This is a genomic window from Pararhodobacter sp., assembly GCF_034676545.1.
In the GTDB taxonomy this organism is placed as follows: domain Bacteria; phylum Pseudomonadota; class Alphaproteobacteria; order Rhodobacterales; family Rhodobacteraceae; genus Pararhodobacter.
This window is the reverse complement of record NZ_JAUCBZ010000015.1, coordinates 3,298,654-3,314,164: the sequence shown is the minus strand read 5'-3', so window position 1 is coordinate 3,314,164 and position 15,511 is coordinate 3,298,654. Positions and strand designations below refer to the sequence as shown.

At 64.8% G+C, this 15,511-nt stretch carries 19 protein-coding genes; 6 read left to right on the top strand and 13 right to left on the bottom strand.

Annotated elements, in window-relative coordinates:
* Positions 1-81 precede the first annotated feature (81 nt).
* The gene (locus VDQ28_RS19655) at positions 82-1,035 is read right to left on the bottom strand and encodes a cysteine synthase family protein (RefSeq protein WP_323037546.1); all 954 of its coding nucleotides are present in this window, start codon (positions 1,033-1,035) and stop codon (positions 82-84) included.
* Positions 1,036-1,178: 143 nt separating this feature from the next.
* Between VDQ28_RS19655 and lepA the strand changes: the two genes are divergently transcribed.
* Entirely contained in the window at positions 1,179-2,978 is a 1,800-nt protein-coding gene (gene lepA / locus VDQ28_RS19650; protein WP_323037545.1) for a translation elongation factor 4, read from the top strand.
* A gap of 57 nt (positions 2,979-3,035) precedes the next feature.
* Here lepA and VDQ28_RS19645 read toward each other — a convergent pair whose 3' ends face one another.
* The 9 genes from VDQ28_RS19645 to VDQ28_RS19605 all read right to left on the bottom strand — a co-directional run bounded on the left by VDQ28_RS19645 (position 3,036) and on the right by VDQ28_RS19605 (position 9,258).
* Positions 3,036-3,515, bottom strand: a complete 480-nt coding sequence (locus VDQ28_RS19645; RefSeq protein ID WP_323037544.1) for an REP-associated tyrosine transposase — start codon at positions 3,513-3,515, stop codon at positions 3,036-3,038.
* An 84-nt stretch (positions 3,516-3,599) separates the two neighbouring features.
* Entirely contained in the window at positions 3,600-4,754 is a 1,155-nt protein-coding gene (locus VDQ28_RS19640) for an AI-2E family transporter (RefSeq protein WP_323037543.1), read from the bottom strand.
* A gap of 82 nt (positions 4,755-4,836) precedes the next feature.
* Positions 4,837-5,481, bottom strand: coding sequence for a DUF1638 domain-containing protein (locus VDQ28_RS19635; RefSeq protein ID WP_323037542.1), 645 nt, complete (start codon positions 5,479-5,481; stop codon positions 4,837-4,839).
* A 1-nt stretch (position 5,482) separates the two neighbouring features.
* Positions 5,483-6,025, bottom strand: coding sequence for a DsbE family thiol:disulfide interchange protein (locus VDQ28_RS19630; protein WP_323037541.1), 543 nt, complete (start codon positions 6,023-6,025; stop codon positions 5,483-5,485).
* Complete coding sequence (ccmD, locus tag VDQ28_RS19625; protein WP_323037540.1) at positions 6,025-6,186, bottom strand: heme exporter protein CcmD; 162 nt, start codon at positions 6,184-6,186, stop codon at positions 6,025-6,027. The genes VDQ28_RS19630 and ccmD overlap by 1 nt, the downstream gene beginning before the upstream one ends.
* On the bottom strand, positions 6,183-6,917 hold the full coding sequence (locus VDQ28_RS19620) for a heme ABC transporter permease (protein WP_323037539.1): 735 nt from the start codon (positions 6,915-6,917) through the stop codon (positions 6,183-6,185). The genes ccmD and VDQ28_RS19620 overlap by 4 nt, the downstream gene beginning before the upstream one ends.
* A 64-nt stretch (positions 6,918-6,981) precedes the next feature.
* The gene (gene ccmB / locus VDQ28_RS19615; RefSeq protein WP_323037538.1) at positions 6,982-7,638 is read right to left on the bottom strand and encodes a heme exporter protein CcmB; all 657 of its coding nucleotides are present in this window, start codon (positions 7,636-7,638) and stop codon (positions 6,982-6,984) included.
* Positions 7,635-8,252: a heme ABC exporter ATP-binding protein CcmA gene (gene ccmA / locus VDQ28_RS19610; protein ID WP_323037537.1), complete on the bottom strand. Its 618-nt coding sequence runs from the start codon at positions 8,250-8,252 to the stop codon at positions 7,635-7,637. The genes ccmB and ccmA overlap by 4 nt, the downstream gene beginning before the upstream one ends.
* 55 nt (positions 8,253-8,307) lie before the next feature.
* Positions 8,308-9,258: an L-threonylcarbamoyladenylate synthase gene (locus tag VDQ28_RS19605; RefSeq protein WP_323037536.1), complete on the bottom strand. Its 951-nt coding sequence runs from the start codon at positions 9,256-9,258 to the stop codon at positions 8,308-8,310.
* Between the two features lie 129 nt (positions 9,259-9,387).
* On the opposite strand from VDQ28_RS19605, the gene VDQ28_RS19600 reads away from it, so the two are divergent.
* The 5 genes from VDQ28_RS19600 to VDQ28_RS19580 all read left to right on the top strand — a co-directional run bounded on the left by VDQ28_RS19600 (position 9,388) and on the right by VDQ28_RS19580 (position 13,638).
* The gene (locus VDQ28_RS19600; protein ID WP_323037535.1) at positions 9,388-11,097 is read left to right on the top strand and encodes an acyl-CoA dehydrogenase; all 1,710 of its coding nucleotides are present in this window, start codon (positions 9,388-9,390) and stop codon (positions 11,095-11,097) included.
* Positions 11,098-11,114: 17 nt separating this feature from the next.
* On the top strand, positions 11,115-12,158 hold the full coding sequence (locus tag VDQ28_RS19595; protein WP_323038163.1) for an MBL fold metallo-hydrolase: 1,044 nt from the start codon (positions 11,115-11,117) through the stop codon (positions 12,156-12,158).
* An 8-nt stretch (positions 12,159-12,166) separates the two neighbouring features.
* Positions 12,167-12,730, top strand: coding sequence for a hypothetical protein (locus VDQ28_RS19590; protein WP_323037534.1), 564 nt, complete (start codon positions 12,167-12,169; stop codon positions 12,728-12,730).
* 76 nt (positions 12,731-12,806) lie between these two features.
* The gene (locus tag VDQ28_RS19585; RefSeq protein ID WP_323037533.1) at positions 12,807-12,941 is read left to right on the top strand and encodes an aa3-type cytochrome c oxidase subunit IV; all 135 of its coding nucleotides are present in this window, start codon (positions 12,807-12,809) and stop codon (positions 12,939-12,941) included.
* A gap of 100 nt (positions 12,942-13,041) precedes the next feature.
* The gene (locus VDQ28_RS19580; protein WP_323037532.1) at positions 13,042-13,638 is read left to right on the top strand and encodes a hypothetical protein; all 597 of its coding nucleotides are present in this window, start codon (positions 13,042-13,044) and stop codon (positions 13,636-13,638) included.
* 34 nt (positions 13,639-13,672) lie between these two features.
* On the opposite strand, the gene VDQ28_RS19575 is transcribed toward VDQ28_RS19580, so the two are convergent.
* The 3 genes from VDQ28_RS19575 to VDQ28_RS19565 are packed head-to-tail and all read right to left on the bottom strand — an operon-like array spanning position 13,673 to position 15,411.
* On the bottom strand, positions 13,673-13,984 hold the full coding sequence (locus VDQ28_RS19575; RefSeq protein ID WP_323037531.1) for an AzlD domain-containing protein: 312 nt from the start codon (positions 13,982-13,984) through the stop codon (positions 13,673-13,675).
* Positions 13,981-14,703 (bottom strand): AzlC family ABC transporter permease, encoded by a 723-nt coding sequence (locus VDQ28_RS19570; protein ID WP_323037530.1) that lies wholly within the window; start codon positions 14,701-14,703, stop codon positions 13,981-13,983. The genes VDQ28_RS19575 and VDQ28_RS19570 overlap by 4 nt, the downstream gene beginning before the upstream one ends.
* Before the next feature lie 3 nt (positions 14,704-14,706).
* The gene (locus VDQ28_RS19565; protein ID WP_323037529.1) at positions 14,707-15,411 is read right to left on the bottom strand and encodes a hypothetical protein; all 705 of its coding nucleotides are present in this window, start codon (positions 15,409-15,411) and stop codon (positions 14,707-14,709) included.
* Positions 15,412-15,511 lie beyond the last annotated feature (100 nt).

Here is a 15,511-nt window from a genome sequence, read left to right as displayed (position 1 = left end):
CCGTAACGGGTGGGCGCAATAACGGGTGGCGGCAGCGCGCCGGGCAGGGGGCCGGGCAGGGGGGCGCCCATGACGCGCGGGCTATGAGGACTCCCAAAGATCGGTCGACAGGTATTTCAACCCCGAATCGCAGGCGATGATCGCCACCGTGCCACCCCGCTCCGGGCCTCTGAGCAACGCCAGCCCCGCCGCCAGATTGGCCCCGGTGGAATAGCCCGCGAAAATCCCCTCGCGGCGCGCCAGAAGCCGGGCCGCCTGCCGCGCCTGATCGCCGCTGACCGACACAAACCCGGCCAGCGGAACCCCGGCAAGATGCGCGAGCGCGGCCATCGCATACCCGCCGCCCTGAATCGGGTGGGCGGGCTGTGTGGCCGCGTGGCCGGCCAGAACCGCGGCCCCCTCAGGCTCCACACCATAACAGCGCACCTGCCCCGCAAACGCCCGCGCAACCCCGGCAAGCGTGCCGCCGGACCCGGCAAAATCGCAAAATGCGGTGATCGCGCCGCCCGATTGCGCCCAAAGCTCGGCCGCGGTGCCCTGTTCATGCGCTGCCGGGTTGCCCGGATGGTGGAATTGATCGGCGCGAAACGCCCCACGTTGCCGGGTGAGTCGCTGCGCCTCCTCCTCGACCCGCGCCAGATCTGCCCCCGAGACCTGGCCCGGAACGCCGCCCGTCCCCTGCGGCACCAGCACCACCTCGGCGCCCAACGCGGCCATCATGCGCGCGCGCTCCGGCGAATTGCCCGCACTCATCACCGCGACAAACGGATGCCCCAGCACCCCACACACGATCGCCAACCCGGTGCCCATGTTGCCCGAGGTCAGTTCGACCACCACCTGACCCGGTGCCAGCGACCCATCCGCCCGCGCCGCCTCGACAATCGCCTTGGCCGCCCGATCCTTTTTCGAGAACCCCGGCAACAGATAGTCCAGCTTGCACAGGATCCGCCCGGTAACGCCCTCGCGCGCCACCAGACGATCCAGCGCCACCAACGGCGTTTGGCCGATTGCCTCCAGCACCGATGCCATCACCATGACGCCCCCCTCCTCAAGTCTGCGCCCCTCATCTTGCCCGAAATACTCTGGGGGGTGAATGGCCGAAGGCCAGAGGGGGGCAAAGCCCCCTTGCCTGTCACGAGACCATTGACGACCCGCAGAAACCTGCTCATATGCCGCCTATGACCGATCTCGATAGAATCCGCAATTTCTCCATCGTGGCGCATATTGACCACGGTAAATCCACGCTGGCGGATCGCTTGATCCAGCTGACTGGGACGGTGGCCGCGCGCGATATGAAAGCGCAGATGCTCGACTCGATGGATATCGAGCGAGAGCGCGGGATCACCATCAAGGCCAACACCGTGCGGATCGAGTATCCGGCGAAGGATGGCAAGACCTATATCCTGAACCTGATCGACACGCCCGGCCACGTCGATTTCGCCTATGAAGTCTCGCGCTCGATGCGCGCGGTCGAGGGCTCGCTGCTGGTCGTCGATGCCTCGCAGGGTGTCGAGGCGCAGACCCTGGCCAACGTCTATCAGGCGCTGGATGCCGACCATGAAATCGTGCCGGTTCTCAACAAGGTCGATCTGCCCGCCGCCGAGCCCGAACGGGTCAAGCAGCAGATCGAGGATGTGATCGGTATCGACGCCTCGCAGGCGATCCAGATTTCAGCCAAATCCGGCCTCGGCATTCCTGATGTTCTGGAAGCCATCGTCACCCGTCTGCCCGCCCCCAAGGGCAACCGCAACGCACCGCTGAAGGCAATGCTGGTTGATAGCTGGTATGACAGCTATCTCGGCGTTGTGGTGTTGATCCGCGTCATCGACGGCGTGGTCCGCAAGGGCGACCGGATCAAGATGATGCAGACCGGCGCGGTGTATGGCGTCGACAAGCTGGCGGTCCTCAAGCCGCAGATGGTCGATATCGCCGAACTGGGCCCCGGCGAGATTGGCATCTGGTCGGGCAGCATCAAACAGGTGCGCGACACCCGCGTGGGGGACACGATCACCAACGAGAAAAAGGGCTGCGAGACACCGTTGCCGGGCTTCAAACCGGCGCAGCCGGTGGTGTTCTGCGGGCTGTTCCCGGTCGATGCCAATGATTTCGAGGCGCTGCGCGACGCCATTGAAAAGCTGCAACTGAATGACGCCAGTTTCAGCTCGGAAATGGAAACCTCGGCCGCGCTGGGCTTCGGCTTTCGCTGCGGCTTCCTGGGGCTTTTGCACCTCGAGGTGATCCGCGACCGGCTGGAACGCGAATATGATCTCGATCTGATCACCACGGCCCCCAGCGTGGTCTACAAGATCCACATGCGCGACGGCACGATGCAGGAATTGCACAACCCCGCCGACATGCCCGATCTGACCTTTGTCGATCATATCGAGGAGCCGCGAATCAAGGCCACGATCATGGTCCCGGATGAGTATCTGGGCGATGTGCTGAAACTTTGCCAGGATCGGCGCGGCATCCAGATCGAACTGACCTATGCCGGCACGCGGGCGATGGTGGTCTATGATCTGCCGCTCAACGAGGTGGTGTTCGACTTTTATGACCGGCTGAAATCGGTCACCAAGGGCTATGCCAGCTTCGACTATCAGATCACCGGATATCGCGAGGATCATCTGGTGAAAATGTCGATCCTGGTGAACGACGAGCCGGTTGACGCGCTGTCGATGATGGTCCACCGCGACCGCGCCGAGGCGCGCGGGCGGATGATGTGCGAAAAGCTGAAGGACCTGATCCCGCGGCACATGTTCAAGATCCCGATCCAGGCGGCGATCGGCGGGCGCGTGATCGCGCGGGAAACCCTGTCGGCGCTGCGCAAGGATGTGACCGCGAAATGCTATGGCGGTGACGCCACCCGCAAACGCAAGCTGCTGGACAAGCAGAAAGCCGGCAAGAAGAAGATGCGCCAGTTCGGCAAGGTCGAGATCCCGCAGACGGCCTTCATCGCCGCGCTGAAAATGGACAGTTGAGGGTAGGGTGCGTGCTTGCACGCACCTTCCCGCTGACGGTGCGTGCAAGCACACACCCTACGGGCCTGCATAAACGGCAATATCCCGGTGGATCGACGAAAACGGCCACTCTTGCGGCGTGCCGACCAGCGCGTGTTTGACCGGATCGTTCCAGCAATAGGCCAGATGTTCGCGATAATCGGCGTCATTGCGGATGTGATGCTCCCAGAACCGGCGTTGCCAGATGCCGCGTTCCTGCCGCGCGCGTTGGCTTGCCCGCCGATGGCCAATCGGCAATCCCTGTGAGAACCGCGTCTTGATCAACCGCCAGCGTTGCGAATAATCGGTATCGCCATCCGGCAGTGTCCAGATGCAATGCAGATGATCCGGCAAGACCACAAAGGCGTCGATGGCAAAGGGGCGCGCGCGGCGCGTCGCGGCAACCGCGTCGCGCAATCGGTCGATCTCATCGAGCAGCAGCGAGGAGCCTTGCTGCGCAAGCGCCACGGTAAAGAACACGGTGGCGCCGGGGATTCTGGGGCGGCGATACTCTGACATGACCGCACTGCACCATATCATCGTTAACAAAAGATGACGCTGCGCGTAGGGTGTGTGCTTGCACGCACCGGACCAGAGGTGTGATTACTCTGCGGGTCGGCCGAAGCCCTGGGCCGCGGGGATATCGTCATCCTCGAAATCCGGCAACCCCTCGCGCGAGAGCAGCACCGCGACCGGGCGCGCCGAGGGGATATGCGAGCAGACGATCATGATCGCCACCATGATCGGCACCGCCAAAAACATGCCCGGAATGCCCCAGACGGCGCCCCAGAATGACAGCGACACGATGATGCCAAACGACGACACCCGCAGCGCGCGGCCCATCAGCATCGGGTCGATCACCGACCCCAACATGAATTGCACCATGCCGGCGATCACGAAAATCAGCAGCGCGGTTGCGGGCTCCGGCACCTGAATCAACGCGACCAGAGACAACAGGATCGTGGCAATGATGGAACCGACGGAGGGAATATAGTTCAGCACAAAAGTCAGGATCGCCATCGGCGCGGCGAAATCCAGCCCGAAGGCCTCCATCAGCACATAGATCGCCGCGCCGGTGGCGAGGCTCACGCCGGTCTTGACCAGCAGATAATGGTTCACCCGGCGCACGATGGAATGGATGATCCTGCCGACCCGCTGCGCCTTGGCGCGGTCGTGCAACAGGTTCTCCAGCTTGGTGTTGAACCACAGCCGTTCGGCGAACAGAAACCCGACAAACAGGATCACCAGCGTCGTCGCCGACAACAGGTTGCCGGCCTGGCCCGCGGCGGCGGTGACATAGCTCGACACCTGGATCGAACGGATCGAGGCCTCGACGGCGGCCTCGGCCTCGGGCGAATAGAGCGCCGCCAGTCGCGCGACGGCGGCAATCGCCTGGTCGGTGTAGGTCAAGGTGGTGGTCACCACGGTGTTGACCTGAGAGATCACGATCGCCGACAGGGTCAGCAGGACCACGGCGATCAACGTGAACGCAGCCATCGAGGCCAGCCAGTTGGTGATCTTCCACGAGCCGATCCGGAGCTTCGAGAAGGCGGTTATCGCGTCGGCGGTGAGCGCAAAGAGGATGATCGCGATCACCAGCGAAATCAGGATGAACCGGGCCTGCACCAGCAAGAACAGGATCATCGAGAACGCGATGATGCCCAGAAACCAGGTTTGCAGCCGATAGCGCTCGACCAGAGACAGCTTGTCGGAGCCGGTCTCGTCGGGCGCTGAATGTTCGATGTCATGCGGAGTCATGGGCGCCTTTGGCTGTTGTCACGGGTACACTAGGGTTTGCCGGCACAGGTGACAAGTTGCGGCGTCATTTGCGGCACTGGTATCACAGCGTCACGGCTTTGCGCAACGCCGGGACCAGATCGCCGTAGCCGGTGAACCGGCGCTGATACTTCAGCGAGAGCCGGTCGGCCCAGACCTGCGCGCGGGCATCGAGGTCGGGGTTGTCGGTTTGCGCCAGATAGATCAGGTGCTCGTAATTGCCGAACATCATCTCGATCAACTCGGGGTGCCGGTCAAAGCCCATCGGTTTCCAGACAAAGGCCTCGAATTGGCGCACGAGGAAATCGGTGACGTAAAAGGCGGTGATCTCATCCTCGGCGCGCGCGGCGAACGTGTCGTTGCCGGTGAAGAACGAATAGCAATGCGGCCCTTCGATCATCTCGACGCCCAGCTCTGCGCAGCGTGTTTGCAGCAGCCCGCCGGTGCCGCAATCGGCATAGACGACGTAGATGCGTTCATACTCGGGGCGGAACCGGACCACGGCGGCCTCGACGGCGTCGGGGATCTTGTGCGGCCACAGATGCAGGTTCGCGGGCAGGCAATGCAGGTCCATATGCGCCCAGCCATTCAGCGATTTGATCGCCAGGATTTCATGCGCCAACGCCCCACAGGCCAGCGCCAGAACCCGGCCGGTGCCGCGTGCCTCCAGCCCCTTGGTGGTCAGTTGGGCGTCATCCGGGCGGGCCATGTCAGCTGTCGCCCGCCGCGCGTTGCATCGCGGGCAAAATGCGGCTTTGAATGATTTCCTCGGTCAGCGGTCCTGCATGACGCAGCAGGATATTGCCCGCGCCATCAACGACAAAGGTTTCGGGCAGGCCGACGACGCCCCAATCCAGCCCCATGCGCGCGCGCGGGTCAGCCCCGATGGCGGCATAGGGATCGCCGAGTTCCTCCAGGAACGCGGCGGCGCGGTCAGGCTCGTCGCGGTAATTGACGCCCAACACGGTCACGCCGTCTTGTGTGAGATCCTCGAACAACGGGTGCTCGGCGCGGCAGGGCGGGCACCAGGAGGCAAAGAAATTCACCAGCGTCACCTCGCCGGTGCGCAGCATGTCATCGGTGAACAGGGTGCGGCCTTCCATCTCGTCCAACACGACGGCGGGGGCCTGATGCCCGGCGCGGGCCGAGGGCAGGGTGTCGCGGTCCTCGCGCATGTTGCCAACCGCGACAAAGGCGACAAAGCCGGCCAGAAGCAACGGCGGGAGGATCAGGAGGGGGTTGATCTTTGGCATTATTGTGTCGTCCGGTTCAAACGGGTTTCAAGGGCGATCAGGCTTTGTTTCACGCGGTGTCCGCGCGACCAGACCCACAGGATCAGGCCCGCCAGCATCGCCAGCGAGGTGACATAGGCCAGGGTTATTTCGGTGGCATAAGCGCCGAGGTCAGGCATCATCCTTTGGCCCTTTCGCGGGTCAGCAGCGCCTTGATCCGGCGGCTGCGAATTTCGGTTCGGGTGCCAGCCAGCACCAGTGCCACAAACATAAGCCCAAATCCGACCATGCACAGGTAGAGCGGTGCTTTATACGACCAATCCATCCGTGTGCCGGGGGCCATGCTGAGCGACGCGCCCTGATGCAGGCCTTGATTCCAGAAAACGGCGGCATAGCGCGAGAGCACGGCGAACACCGAGCCGACGAGGCACAGCACGGCGGTCAGGTCGGCGGCGGTGTCGGGGTCGTCGATAGCCGACCACAGCGCGATATAGCCGATGTAGAACAGGAACAGGATCAGGAACGAGGTCAGGCGCGGATCCCAGACCCACCAGGTGCCCCACATCGGTTGCCCCCAGATGGCACCGGTCAGCAGGGCGATCATCGTCATCGTCGCGCCGATAGGGCCCGCGGCCTTGGCGGCCAGTGCGCTGACATGGTGACGGCGGATCAGCCAGATCAACGAGGCGACCAGCATCATCACCCAGGCGTTGATCGCCATCAGCGCCGAGGGGACATGCAGGAAGATGATCTTGACCGTCGAGCCTTGGCGAAAGTCGTCGGGTGTGAAGAAAAAGCCCCAGATCAGCCCGGTCACCACGGCTGACACCGCCAGGACGGCGGTCACGGGCAACAGCCAGCCCGAGGTTTTCATGAATTTCACCGGATTGGCGTATTCCCAGAGCGATGTCATGCGGGTTTCCTAGTCTTTGTCTCGCGCAGGCTCAAAACACAGAGGTGTGAAGGCCCGTCCTAGATTAGCGTAAATTGATGCGCAGCGCGAAGGCCGCAGCGAAGGGCAGAAGGGCGACGGAGCCGGCGGTGATCCCGCTGAGCAACAGCAACGGCGTCGAGATGTCCAGCCCCTGCGCCGCGCGGGTGACGGTTTGCGCGCCGAACACCAAGCTTGGCACATACATCGGCAGCACCAGCAGCGACAGCAGCAAGCCGCCGCGTTTGAGGCCGACGGTGAGGGCCGCGCCGAAGGCTCCGATCATGCTGAGTGCCGGGGTGCCGAGGATCAGCGAGACGATCAGCGCGCCGTAGGCCGGGCCGGGCAGGTTGAGCAGGATGCCCAGAATCGGGGCGACAAAGGCCAGCGGCAGGCAGGTGGTCAGCCAATGCGCGAGGGCCTTGACGGTGACGACGCCTTCGAGCGGGATGGGCGAGGTGGCCAGCAGGTCCAGCGAGCCATCCTCGAAATCGAGCGCGAACAGGCGGTCGAGGGACAAGAGGCAGGCCAGAAGCGCGCCGACCCACAGGATGCCCGGCGCGATGATGCCCAGCGTGGTGGGGTCGGGGCCGACGCCCAGCGGCACCAGCACGGCAAGGATCAGGAAAAACCCGAGGCCGAGGCCAAAGCCGCCGCCCGCGCGGAACGCAAGTTTCAGGTCGCGGATCAGCAGGGCGATCACAGGAAGGCCTCGTCAAAACCGAGGTCGGCGGGCATTTTCGCCTTGTAGGGGGTGAGGTCGAGGATCCTGGCTTCCTCCAGCCCGAGGTCGATATGCGTGGCGAGCAAGGCCGCGCCACCCGCCGCCAGATGCGCGCGCACCACACGGCCAAACAGCGCCACCGAGGCGACATCGAGCGAGACGGTCGGCTCATCGAGCACCCACAGCCAGCGCCCGGTGACCATCAGCCGGGCAAGGCCGAGGCGGCGCTTTTGCCCGGCCGAGAGGTTATGCGCGTGGCGGTCGGCAAGGTCGGCAAGGTTCATCGCCGCCATTGCCTGCGCCACGCCGGTTTGCGCATGGATCGCCGCCCAGAAGGCGAGGTTTTCGGTGACGGTCAGCGTGGATTTCAACCCGTCGGCATGGGCGGCATAGGCCATTTGCTCGGGCGGGCAGGAGATCGTGCCGCTCAGGGGTGATTGCAGGCCCGCCAAGGTGCGCAACAGGGTGGTTTTGCCGCTGCCGTTGGGGCCGCGAATGACCAGCGCCTCGCCGGGGTGAACGGCAAAAGACAGCCCTTCGAGCAAGGGCAGCCCGCCACGGGCAACGGCCAGATCAGAGACGCGCAATTCCATGAGGCTTGCCTTAACGGTTTTGCCCGGGGGCTGCAAAGGAAAGCGGTGGCGCGCGCTAACGGGGCGCGGCGGCGCGGCGCAGGCGGTCGTTGATGGCACGGCCAAGGCCGGATCCGGGGACCGGTGCAAAGGCGATGGCACCGCCGGGCCCGGCCAGGGCATCGGCCTCGTGGAGGGCGTGGAACAGGCGGGCGGCGGCCTCGGTCAGGTTGGCGGTGGGGGACAGCGTCAGGGCGGCACCGGGGCAGGGGCCAAAGCCGACCCAGACCTCGCCCGGGTCGGGTGCCGTGACGTTCAGGCGCACGCGTCCGCGCGGCGCGTAATGCGAGGCCATCTGACCCGGCGCGGTGATGGTGTCGGTTTGCGGGCTGGCGACGGTTTGGCCCAGGGCGGCGGCGATGTCCTCGACCGCAAGGCCCCCCGCGCGCAGCAGCTGCGGGGTGTCTCCGGTGGCGTCGAGGATGGTGGATTCGAGGCCTACGGCGCAGGGCCCGGCGTCGATCACCGCGTGGATGCGGCCCGACAGCCCGGCCAGCACATGCGCGGCGGTCACCGGGCTGATTCGGCCCGAGGGATTGGCCGAAGGCGCGGCGACGGGGCCGCCAAACTCGGTCAGAAGCGCTTGGGCCACGGGATTGGCGGGTATGCGGATCGCCACCGTATCCAAGCCAGCCGTGACCAGCGGCGACAGCCCGCCGCCATCGCGCAGGGGCAGGACCAGCGTCAGCGGGCCGGGCCAGAAGGCGGCGGCGAGGCGCTGGGCAAGGGGCGTGACGGTGGCGAATCGCGCCACTTGGGCAAGGTCGGGCAGGTGCACGATCAACGGGTTGAAGCGCGGGCGCTGCTTGGCGTCGAAAATCCCCGCGACGGCCCGATCGTTGCAGGCGTCGGCGGCGAGGCCGTAAACCGTCTCGGTCGGCAGCGCCACCAGACCGCCGGCGCGCAGAATCTCGGCGGCGGCCCTCAGGCCCGGTGGATCGGCAGCAAGGCGCGTAGTTTCAAGCATGGGCCTCCGTGACGTGGCGTTTTGATTTGTGTGGGTGGAGAATGTCGGTAAATTGCGGGATACAACCCTCTGCCGGGCTTGCCAAGCGCACCCGGACACGATGAATGCGCGCCCGTCCGGAGACAACACATGCCTTACATATCCCCCGTCGCTGACTTTCGGTTCTTGCTGGATCATGTCCTGGACTACGGCGAACTGGCCAAGACCGAGACCTTCGCCGAGGCCGATGCCGACGTGACCGAAGCCATTCTGACCGAGATCGGCCGACTGTGCGATGGCGTGCTGGCCCCCTTGAACCGGGGCGGCGACCTGACGCCGGCCAAGCTGGAAAACGGTGTCGTGCGCACCTCGCCGGGGTTCAAGGACGGCTACAAGGCGATTGCCGAGGGCGGTTGGCTGGGAATCGGTGCCAGCCCCGAGAATGGCGGCATGGGTCTGCCGCTGACGCTGAACACGGCAATGAACGAGATGATGTCGGGCGCGTGTTTGGCGCTGCAACTGTGCCCCTTGTTGAGCCAGGGCCAGATCGAGGCGCTGGAGCATCACGCCAGCGACGAGATCAAGGCGTTGTATCTGCCAAAGCTGACCTCGGGGCAGTGGACCGGCACGATGAACCTGACCGAGCCGCAGGCGGGGACCGATGTGGGCGCGCTGAGTTCCAAGGCCGAGCCGCTGGACGACGGCAGTTTTGCCGTCACCGGTCAGAAAATCTTCATCACTTGGGGTGACCATGACGTTGCCGAGAACGTCTGTCATCTGGTGCTGGCGCGCTTGCCGGACGGGGCGCCGGGCACGCGGGGGATCAGCCTGTTCATGGTGCCGAAATTCTTGCCCGACGCCGAGGGCAACCCCGGCGAGCGCAACGATCTGCGCGTGGTTTCGCTGGAGCACAAGCTGGGCATTCACGGCTCGCCGACCTGCGTGATGAGCTTTGAGGGCGCAAAAGGCTGGATGGTCGGCAAGCCGAACGGTGGCATGGCGGCGATGTTCACGATGATGAACAACGCCCGTCTGGGGGTTGGCGCGCAGGGGATCGGCGTGGCCGAGGCTGCCTATCAGCACGCGCTGGCCTATGCCAAGGAGCGCAAACAGGGGCAAACTCCGCTGGGCGAGGGGACGATTGTGGACCATGCCGACGTGCGCCGCATGTTGGCGATGATGAAGGCGGAAATCTTTGCCGCCCGCGCGATTGCGCTGGATTGCGGCTTGTCGATGGATCTGGCCCGCGCCGGGTCGGATGCGCATTACAAGGCGCGCGCCGCCTTGCTGACGCCAATCGCCAAGGCGCATGGCACCGATATCGGCTGCGAAGTGTCCAGCGTGGGCGTGCAGATTCACGGCGGCATGGGGTTCATCGAGGAAACCGGCGCGGCGCAATACTTCCGCGATGCGCGCATCACGCCGATTTATGAAGGCACCAACGGCATTCAGGCGATGGATCTTGTCGGGCGCAAGATGATGGACGGCGGTGACGCGGCCTATCGCCTGTTGCAGGAAATCGAGGATTTCGCCGAGGCCGCGCGTGCAAAGTTGCCCGACCTGGCCGAACCCGTCTGGGACGCCGCCGAAACGCTGCGCGAGGCCACCGAATTGCTGGTAGCGCAAGAGCCGAACGACCGCAACGCCGGCGCCGTGGCCTATTTGCGTGCCTTTGCCCGTATCCTCGGCGGGCATTATCACCTGAAGGCCGCGCTGGTGGATCCGCAAGGCCCGCGCGCGCGTCTGGCGCGGGTGTTCATCGACCGCATCCTGCCCGAGCATCAGTCGTTGTTGGTGCAGGCGCGTGCGGGCGCGGCGCAGCTTTACGCGCTGTCGATCGACGATCTGGAAAGCGCATGACCGCGCCAGAGCGGGCCATGACGGCGGGCATTCGCTATCCGTTCGAAGAGCCCCCTGCGGCGGGGGAGGTGATCACCGTCGCCCCGGGCATCCTGTGGGCGCGGCTGCCGCTGCCGATGCAACTGGATCACGTCAACGTTTATGCGCTGGATGATGGCGACGGCTGGACGGTCATCGACACCGGGTTCAACACCAGCAAGGCCCGCGCCCTATGGCAGGGGTTGATGGCCGGGCCGCTGGGGGGGCGCCCGATCAAACGGGTGGTTGCCACGCATCATCACCCCGATCACATCGGGTTGGCGGGCTGGCTGCAAACCGAGCACGGCGCGGAACTGGTGACAACGCGCACCGCGTGGCTGTTCGCGCGCATGTTGGTGCTGGATCGACACACGTCGCCTGTGCCCGAAACGGTGGCCTATTGGCGCGCCTCGGGGATGAGCGCCGAACGCATCGCCAAGCTCATGCGCGAAAAGCCGTTCAATTTTGCCGATGTCGTGGCACCGATGCCGCTGGGCTTCACCCGCATCGCCGAGGGCGACACGATAATGATGGGCGGCCGCAACTGGCTGGTGCGCACCGGCAATGGCCACGCGCCCGAACACGCGACGTTCTGGAGCCTCGACGATGATCTGGTGATCGGCGGCGATCAGCTCTTGCCGGGAATTTCCGCCAATCTGGGCGTCTATGCCACCGAACCCGAGGCCGATCCGGTTGCGGAGTGGCTGGAAAGCTGCCGGGCGTTCGAGGCCTTTGCCGAAGAACGCCATCTGGTGTTGCCGGGGCACAAGACGCCGTTTACCGGGTTGCCGCTGCGGCTGCGGCAGATGGTGGAGAACCACATTGGCGCGCTGGACCGGTTGCAGGTCCATCTGGCAACGCCGAAACGCGCGGCCGAGTGTTTCATGCCGCTGTTCAAGCGCGAGATCGACGGCTCGGCCTATGGCATGGCGCTGGTCGAGGCGGTTGCGCATTTGAACCATCTGTTGCAGCAAAACCGCGTGCGCCGTTGGCGTGACGAACACGGAGCCTGGGTGTGGCAATCGCTCGACACAGCGGACTGAGGCGTCCCGTGCTGACGCGGCGCGCGTTGCTGCTGGGATTTGTCGTGGCGGGGTGCTCGCGGATATTGGTGCCCGACCTGCCCGAGCAGGATGTGACATCGCCGCCGCTGGTCGCGCCCAATGTCCTGAAAGTGGTGATCTTCGAGCTTGGCTCTCAGGGGTTGCCGTTTCACACCGGGATGATTGTGCACACCCCGCAAACGCGGATTATCTTCGACCCGCTCAGCACTTGGGAAAGCGCGCAGATCCAGCGCGACGGACAGGTGTTTCGCGACCCATCGCCCGAAATTGAAGCGGCGTATCTGCGGCGCGAGGGCTTGACGACACAGGCCCTGTCGCGCGCCGTGCATATCTTTGAAATCGCCGTTCCTGCCGACGTCGCGGCGCAAGCCATCGCATTGGCCGGGGCCAGTGATCCCAACCTGCCGTTGCAGTGTGCGAAAGAGGTCAGCACCCTTTTGGCGCAACTCCCCGGGTTCGAGTTTGTCGATCCCGATGTGGTGCCGGCGGTTCTGTATCGTACGCTGCGCGAGCACCCGGAATTTCGCTACACGCGCCGGGCAATCCACTAGCGCGCATCAAAGGCGGGTGACAGGCGCGTTTTCATCGGCTAAGGATTTTCAAACTCAATGCGAACGGGAGGCCAGCATGGCTCAGCACGAACACGGCTCGATGGACACCAGCGCCCAGCAAGCAACCTTTCACGGTTTCCTGCGCTTTGCCGCGACTGTCGCGGCAATCGCGATCGGCACGCTGATCTTTATCGCGCTTGTGAACGCCTGAGAACCGGGCCGGCACGTCGTCTTGCGGGGGGCTGACGCTGTTGTGCGGCCCTGTATCGCGGCACAGTCCAAACCCCGGCAAATACAAAGGATTCCCCTTCATGACGCAGATAACGCGGCTACTGGCTCTGGTTTCGCTGGTGATCTTGGCGGCCTGTACCACCAAACCGGTTGTCTATGCCCCCGAAGCAGATGTGATCGCGGCGCGCTATCAGCATGATGGTCCGACCGAGATTGTCATCTTCAACGTCATCACCAATGATGGCGACCGCGGAGAGCATGCGGCCATGCTGATCAACGCCAGTCAGCGCGTGCTGTTCGATCCGGCCGGGACCTGGACACATCCGGATTCGCCCGAGCGCCATGACGTGCATTACGGGATCACGCCCGCGCAACTGTATCGCTACACCTATTATCACGCGCGTCGCACGCATCGGGTGCGCATCCAGCACCTGGAGGTTCCGCCCGCGACGGCCGAATACATCCTGCGGCTGGCCGAACAATATGGCCCGGTGCCCGACGCCTATTGTGCGCGCTCGATTTTCGATATCCTGCGGCAGGTTCCGGGGTTTGAGGGGCTGGAAACGTCCTTTTATCCCAATCGCCTTTCCGAGCAATTCGCCCTGATTCCCGGCGTTTGGGAGGAAGTGATCTATTCCGACGCCGAACCCACGGAACGCCAGCAATACACGCAATGATCGACACGCGGGGCCTTCGGGCCCCGTTTTTCTGTCAGGGCAAAAGCCACAGCAGCACCGACAGGGTCGCGATGCCGGCGACCATCGCGCCGATGACATTCCTGAACCAGACCCCCACCGCGACCGTCACCAGCGCGGCCACCAGTTTCACCGGGTCAGGCCCGGTGCTGCCAAGGGCGGGCAGGAAGATCTGCGGTGCCATCAGGCCGGGGATCACGGCAACGGGCGTATAGCGCAGCAGCCGCAACAGGCCTTCGGGCAGCGCGCGCTTGCCCAGCAGCGCCAGAAACGAGAACCGCAGCAGGAAGGTGCCGATGCCGGTGGCGATGATCACGGTCCAGATCATTGGCGCGCCCTCCGGTTCAGCGTCCAGGTCTCAATCAGGGCGCCGGTGATCATGGCAAGGATGGCCGCGATCAGCAGCCCCAGGGAATAGGGCACCGGGCTGAAGATCAACGCGCCGATCACCGACACCAGCGCCGCCGCGACATGGGCAAGCGTGCGCAGCATCGGGCCGATCATCGCCATGAAGGCAATCGGCACCGCAAAGCCCAAGGGCACCCAATCGGGGATCAGGTTGCCCAAGATCGCGCCCGCCACTGAACCCAACATCCAGATCGGCCAGATAAACGCTGCGATGCCAAGGTAATAGGCGGTCTTGGCGGCAAGGCTCATCTGCGGGATGCGCTCGTATTCCATTGCCGACAGCGCGAAGGTCTGATCGACCATCAGATAGCCCAACAAGGCCCGATGGGCGATGGGCGCCTTGCCCAGATGCGGTGCCAGCGAGGCGGAATACATCGCCATGCGGGCGTTGACCGCCAGCGCGGTCAGCACAACGATGGCAACCGGCGCGCCTTCGGACAGCAGTTGTATGGCGGTCAATTGGGCGGCGCCGGCATAGGTCGACATGGAGAATGCGATGGCCTGGGTCACGGTGAACCCGGCCTCGATGGCGACGACGCCAAACACGACGCCGAACGGCGCGACGATCAGGATAAAGGGCATGGCCTCGCGGAAACCACGCCAGAATGCGCTGCGCGCCGAGGGGGAGGGTGTGGTCATGGGTTATCCGAAAATGCCGGTGACACGGCCCAAAAGCATGAACGCCCGGGCTGAACGGGTTTCCGCGAAACGTGCAATTTCGCCGTCGTTGGCGTGGGCCTCGAACACGGTGAACTGGCGGTCGAAGGCGCGCAGGAACCGGTGCGCGGCGTTGCGGAACACCGGGTCCGAGCGCATCCGGGCGCTGGTCAAGGCAAGGCAGGAGCGGTCGCGAATGCCGCCCAGCGGGGCGATTTCATGGCCGCGTGCGCCGGTGGCAAACGCGCGCCAGACCTCGGGGCGGGCGCGGTCCGGGCGCAAATCGTCCATGTAGATCCCTTCCTCGGAGAGGGTGGTCAGGACGTCTTGCGCGGCGCGGATCAGGTCGGCGGTGGCGTGGTCCTGCATCGCCCGGCGCAGGGCCTCGAATCCGGCATCGTCGGTCTCGTGTTCGGGGAAATGCAGGGCGCGGATGAAGTCGAGCGGCGCGATGGGTTCAGTCGCGGGCAGGGGGTTTTCCAGCGCCAGTACCGGTTGCGATCCATCCGGGGCCGAGGTCGGTTGCGCCGGTTTCGGCGCGCGGCGCGCCGGGTCGCGGCTGCTGGTGAACATGGCGATCTGGGTTTCGGCCTTGCGCTGCGCGGCGGCGATCTCGTCGAGCTTTTCCTCGACGCTGGGTTTCAGCGCCAGGCCGGCCGCCTGTTGCTCGCGAATCCAGCCGCGCCGCATCCCTTCGACGGTGGCATGCAGACGGATGGATTTCGTCCCGCATGTCGCGCGCGGCCCGCAGCACCAGCACCGCCAGCCAGATCAAGGCGACCGGCAGGAA

Bases quoted from the DNA above. Each gene is read 5' to 3' on its own strand.
- VDQ28_RS19655 (WP_323037546.1), bottom strand. From the start codon at position 1,035: ATGGTGATGGCATCGGTGCTGGAGGCAATCGGCCAAACGCCGTTGGTG.
- lepA (WP_323037545.1), top strand. From the start codon at position 1,179: ATGACCGATCTCGATAGAATCCGCAATTTCTCCATCGTGGCGCATATT.
- VDQ28_RS19645 (WP_323037544.1), bottom strand. From the start codon at position 3,515: ATGTCAGAGTATCGCCGCCCCAGAATCCCCGGCGCCACCGTGTTCTTT.
- VDQ28_RS19640 (WP_323037543.1), bottom strand. From the start codon at position 4,754: ATGACTCCGCATGACATCGAACATTCAGCGCCCGACGAGACCGGCTCC.
- VDQ28_RS19635 (WP_323037542.1), bottom strand. From the start codon at position 5,481: ATGGCCCGCCCGGATGACGCCCAACTGACCACCAAGGGGCTGGAGGCA.
- VDQ28_RS19630 (WP_323037541.1), bottom strand. From the start codon at position 6,025: ATGCCAAAGATCAACCCCCTCCTGATCCTCCCGCCGTTGCTTCTGGCC.
- ccmD (WP_323037540.1), bottom strand. From the start codon at position 6,186: ATGATGCCTGACCTCGGCGCTTATGCCACCGAAATAACCCTGGCCTAT.
- VDQ28_RS19620 (WP_323037539.1), bottom strand. From the start codon at position 6,917: ATGACATCGCTCTGGGAATACGCCAATCCGGTGAAATTCATGAAAACC.
- ccmA (WP_323037537.1), bottom strand. From the start codon at position 8,252: ATGGAATTGCGCGTCTCTGATCTGGCCGTTGCCCGTGGCGGGCTGCCC.
- VDQ28_RS19605 (WP_323037536.1), bottom strand. From the start codon at position 9,258: ATGCTTGAAACTACGCGCCTTGCTGCCGATCCACCGGGCCTGAGGGCC.
- VDQ28_RS19600 (WP_323037535.1), top strand. From the start codon at position 9,388: ATGCCTTACATATCCCCCGTCGCTGACTTTCGGTTCTTGCTGGATCAT.
- VDQ28_RS19595 (WP_323038163.1), top strand. From the start codon at position 11,115: ATGACGGCGGGCATTCGCTATCCGTTCGAAGAGCCCCCTGCGGCGGGG.
- VDQ28_RS19585 (WP_323037533.1), top strand. From the start codon at position 12,807: ATGGCTCAGCACGAACACGGCTCGATGGACACCAGCGCCCAGCAAGCA.
- VDQ28_RS19580 (WP_323037532.1), top strand. From the start codon at position 13,042: ATGACGCAGATAACGCGGCTACTGGCTCTGGTTTCGCTGGTGATCTTG.
- VDQ28_RS19575 (WP_323037531.1), bottom strand. From the start codon at position 13,984: ATGATCTGGACCGTGATCATCGCCACCGGCATCGGCACCTTCCTGCTG.
- VDQ28_RS19570 (WP_323037530.1), bottom strand. From the start codon at position 14,703: ATGACCACACCCTCCCCCTCGGCGCGCAGCGCATTCTGGCGTGGTTTC.
- VDQ28_RS19565 (WP_323037529.1), bottom strand. From the start codon at position 15,411: ATGCGGCGCGGCTGGATTCGCGAGCAACAGGCGGCCGGCCTGGCGCTG.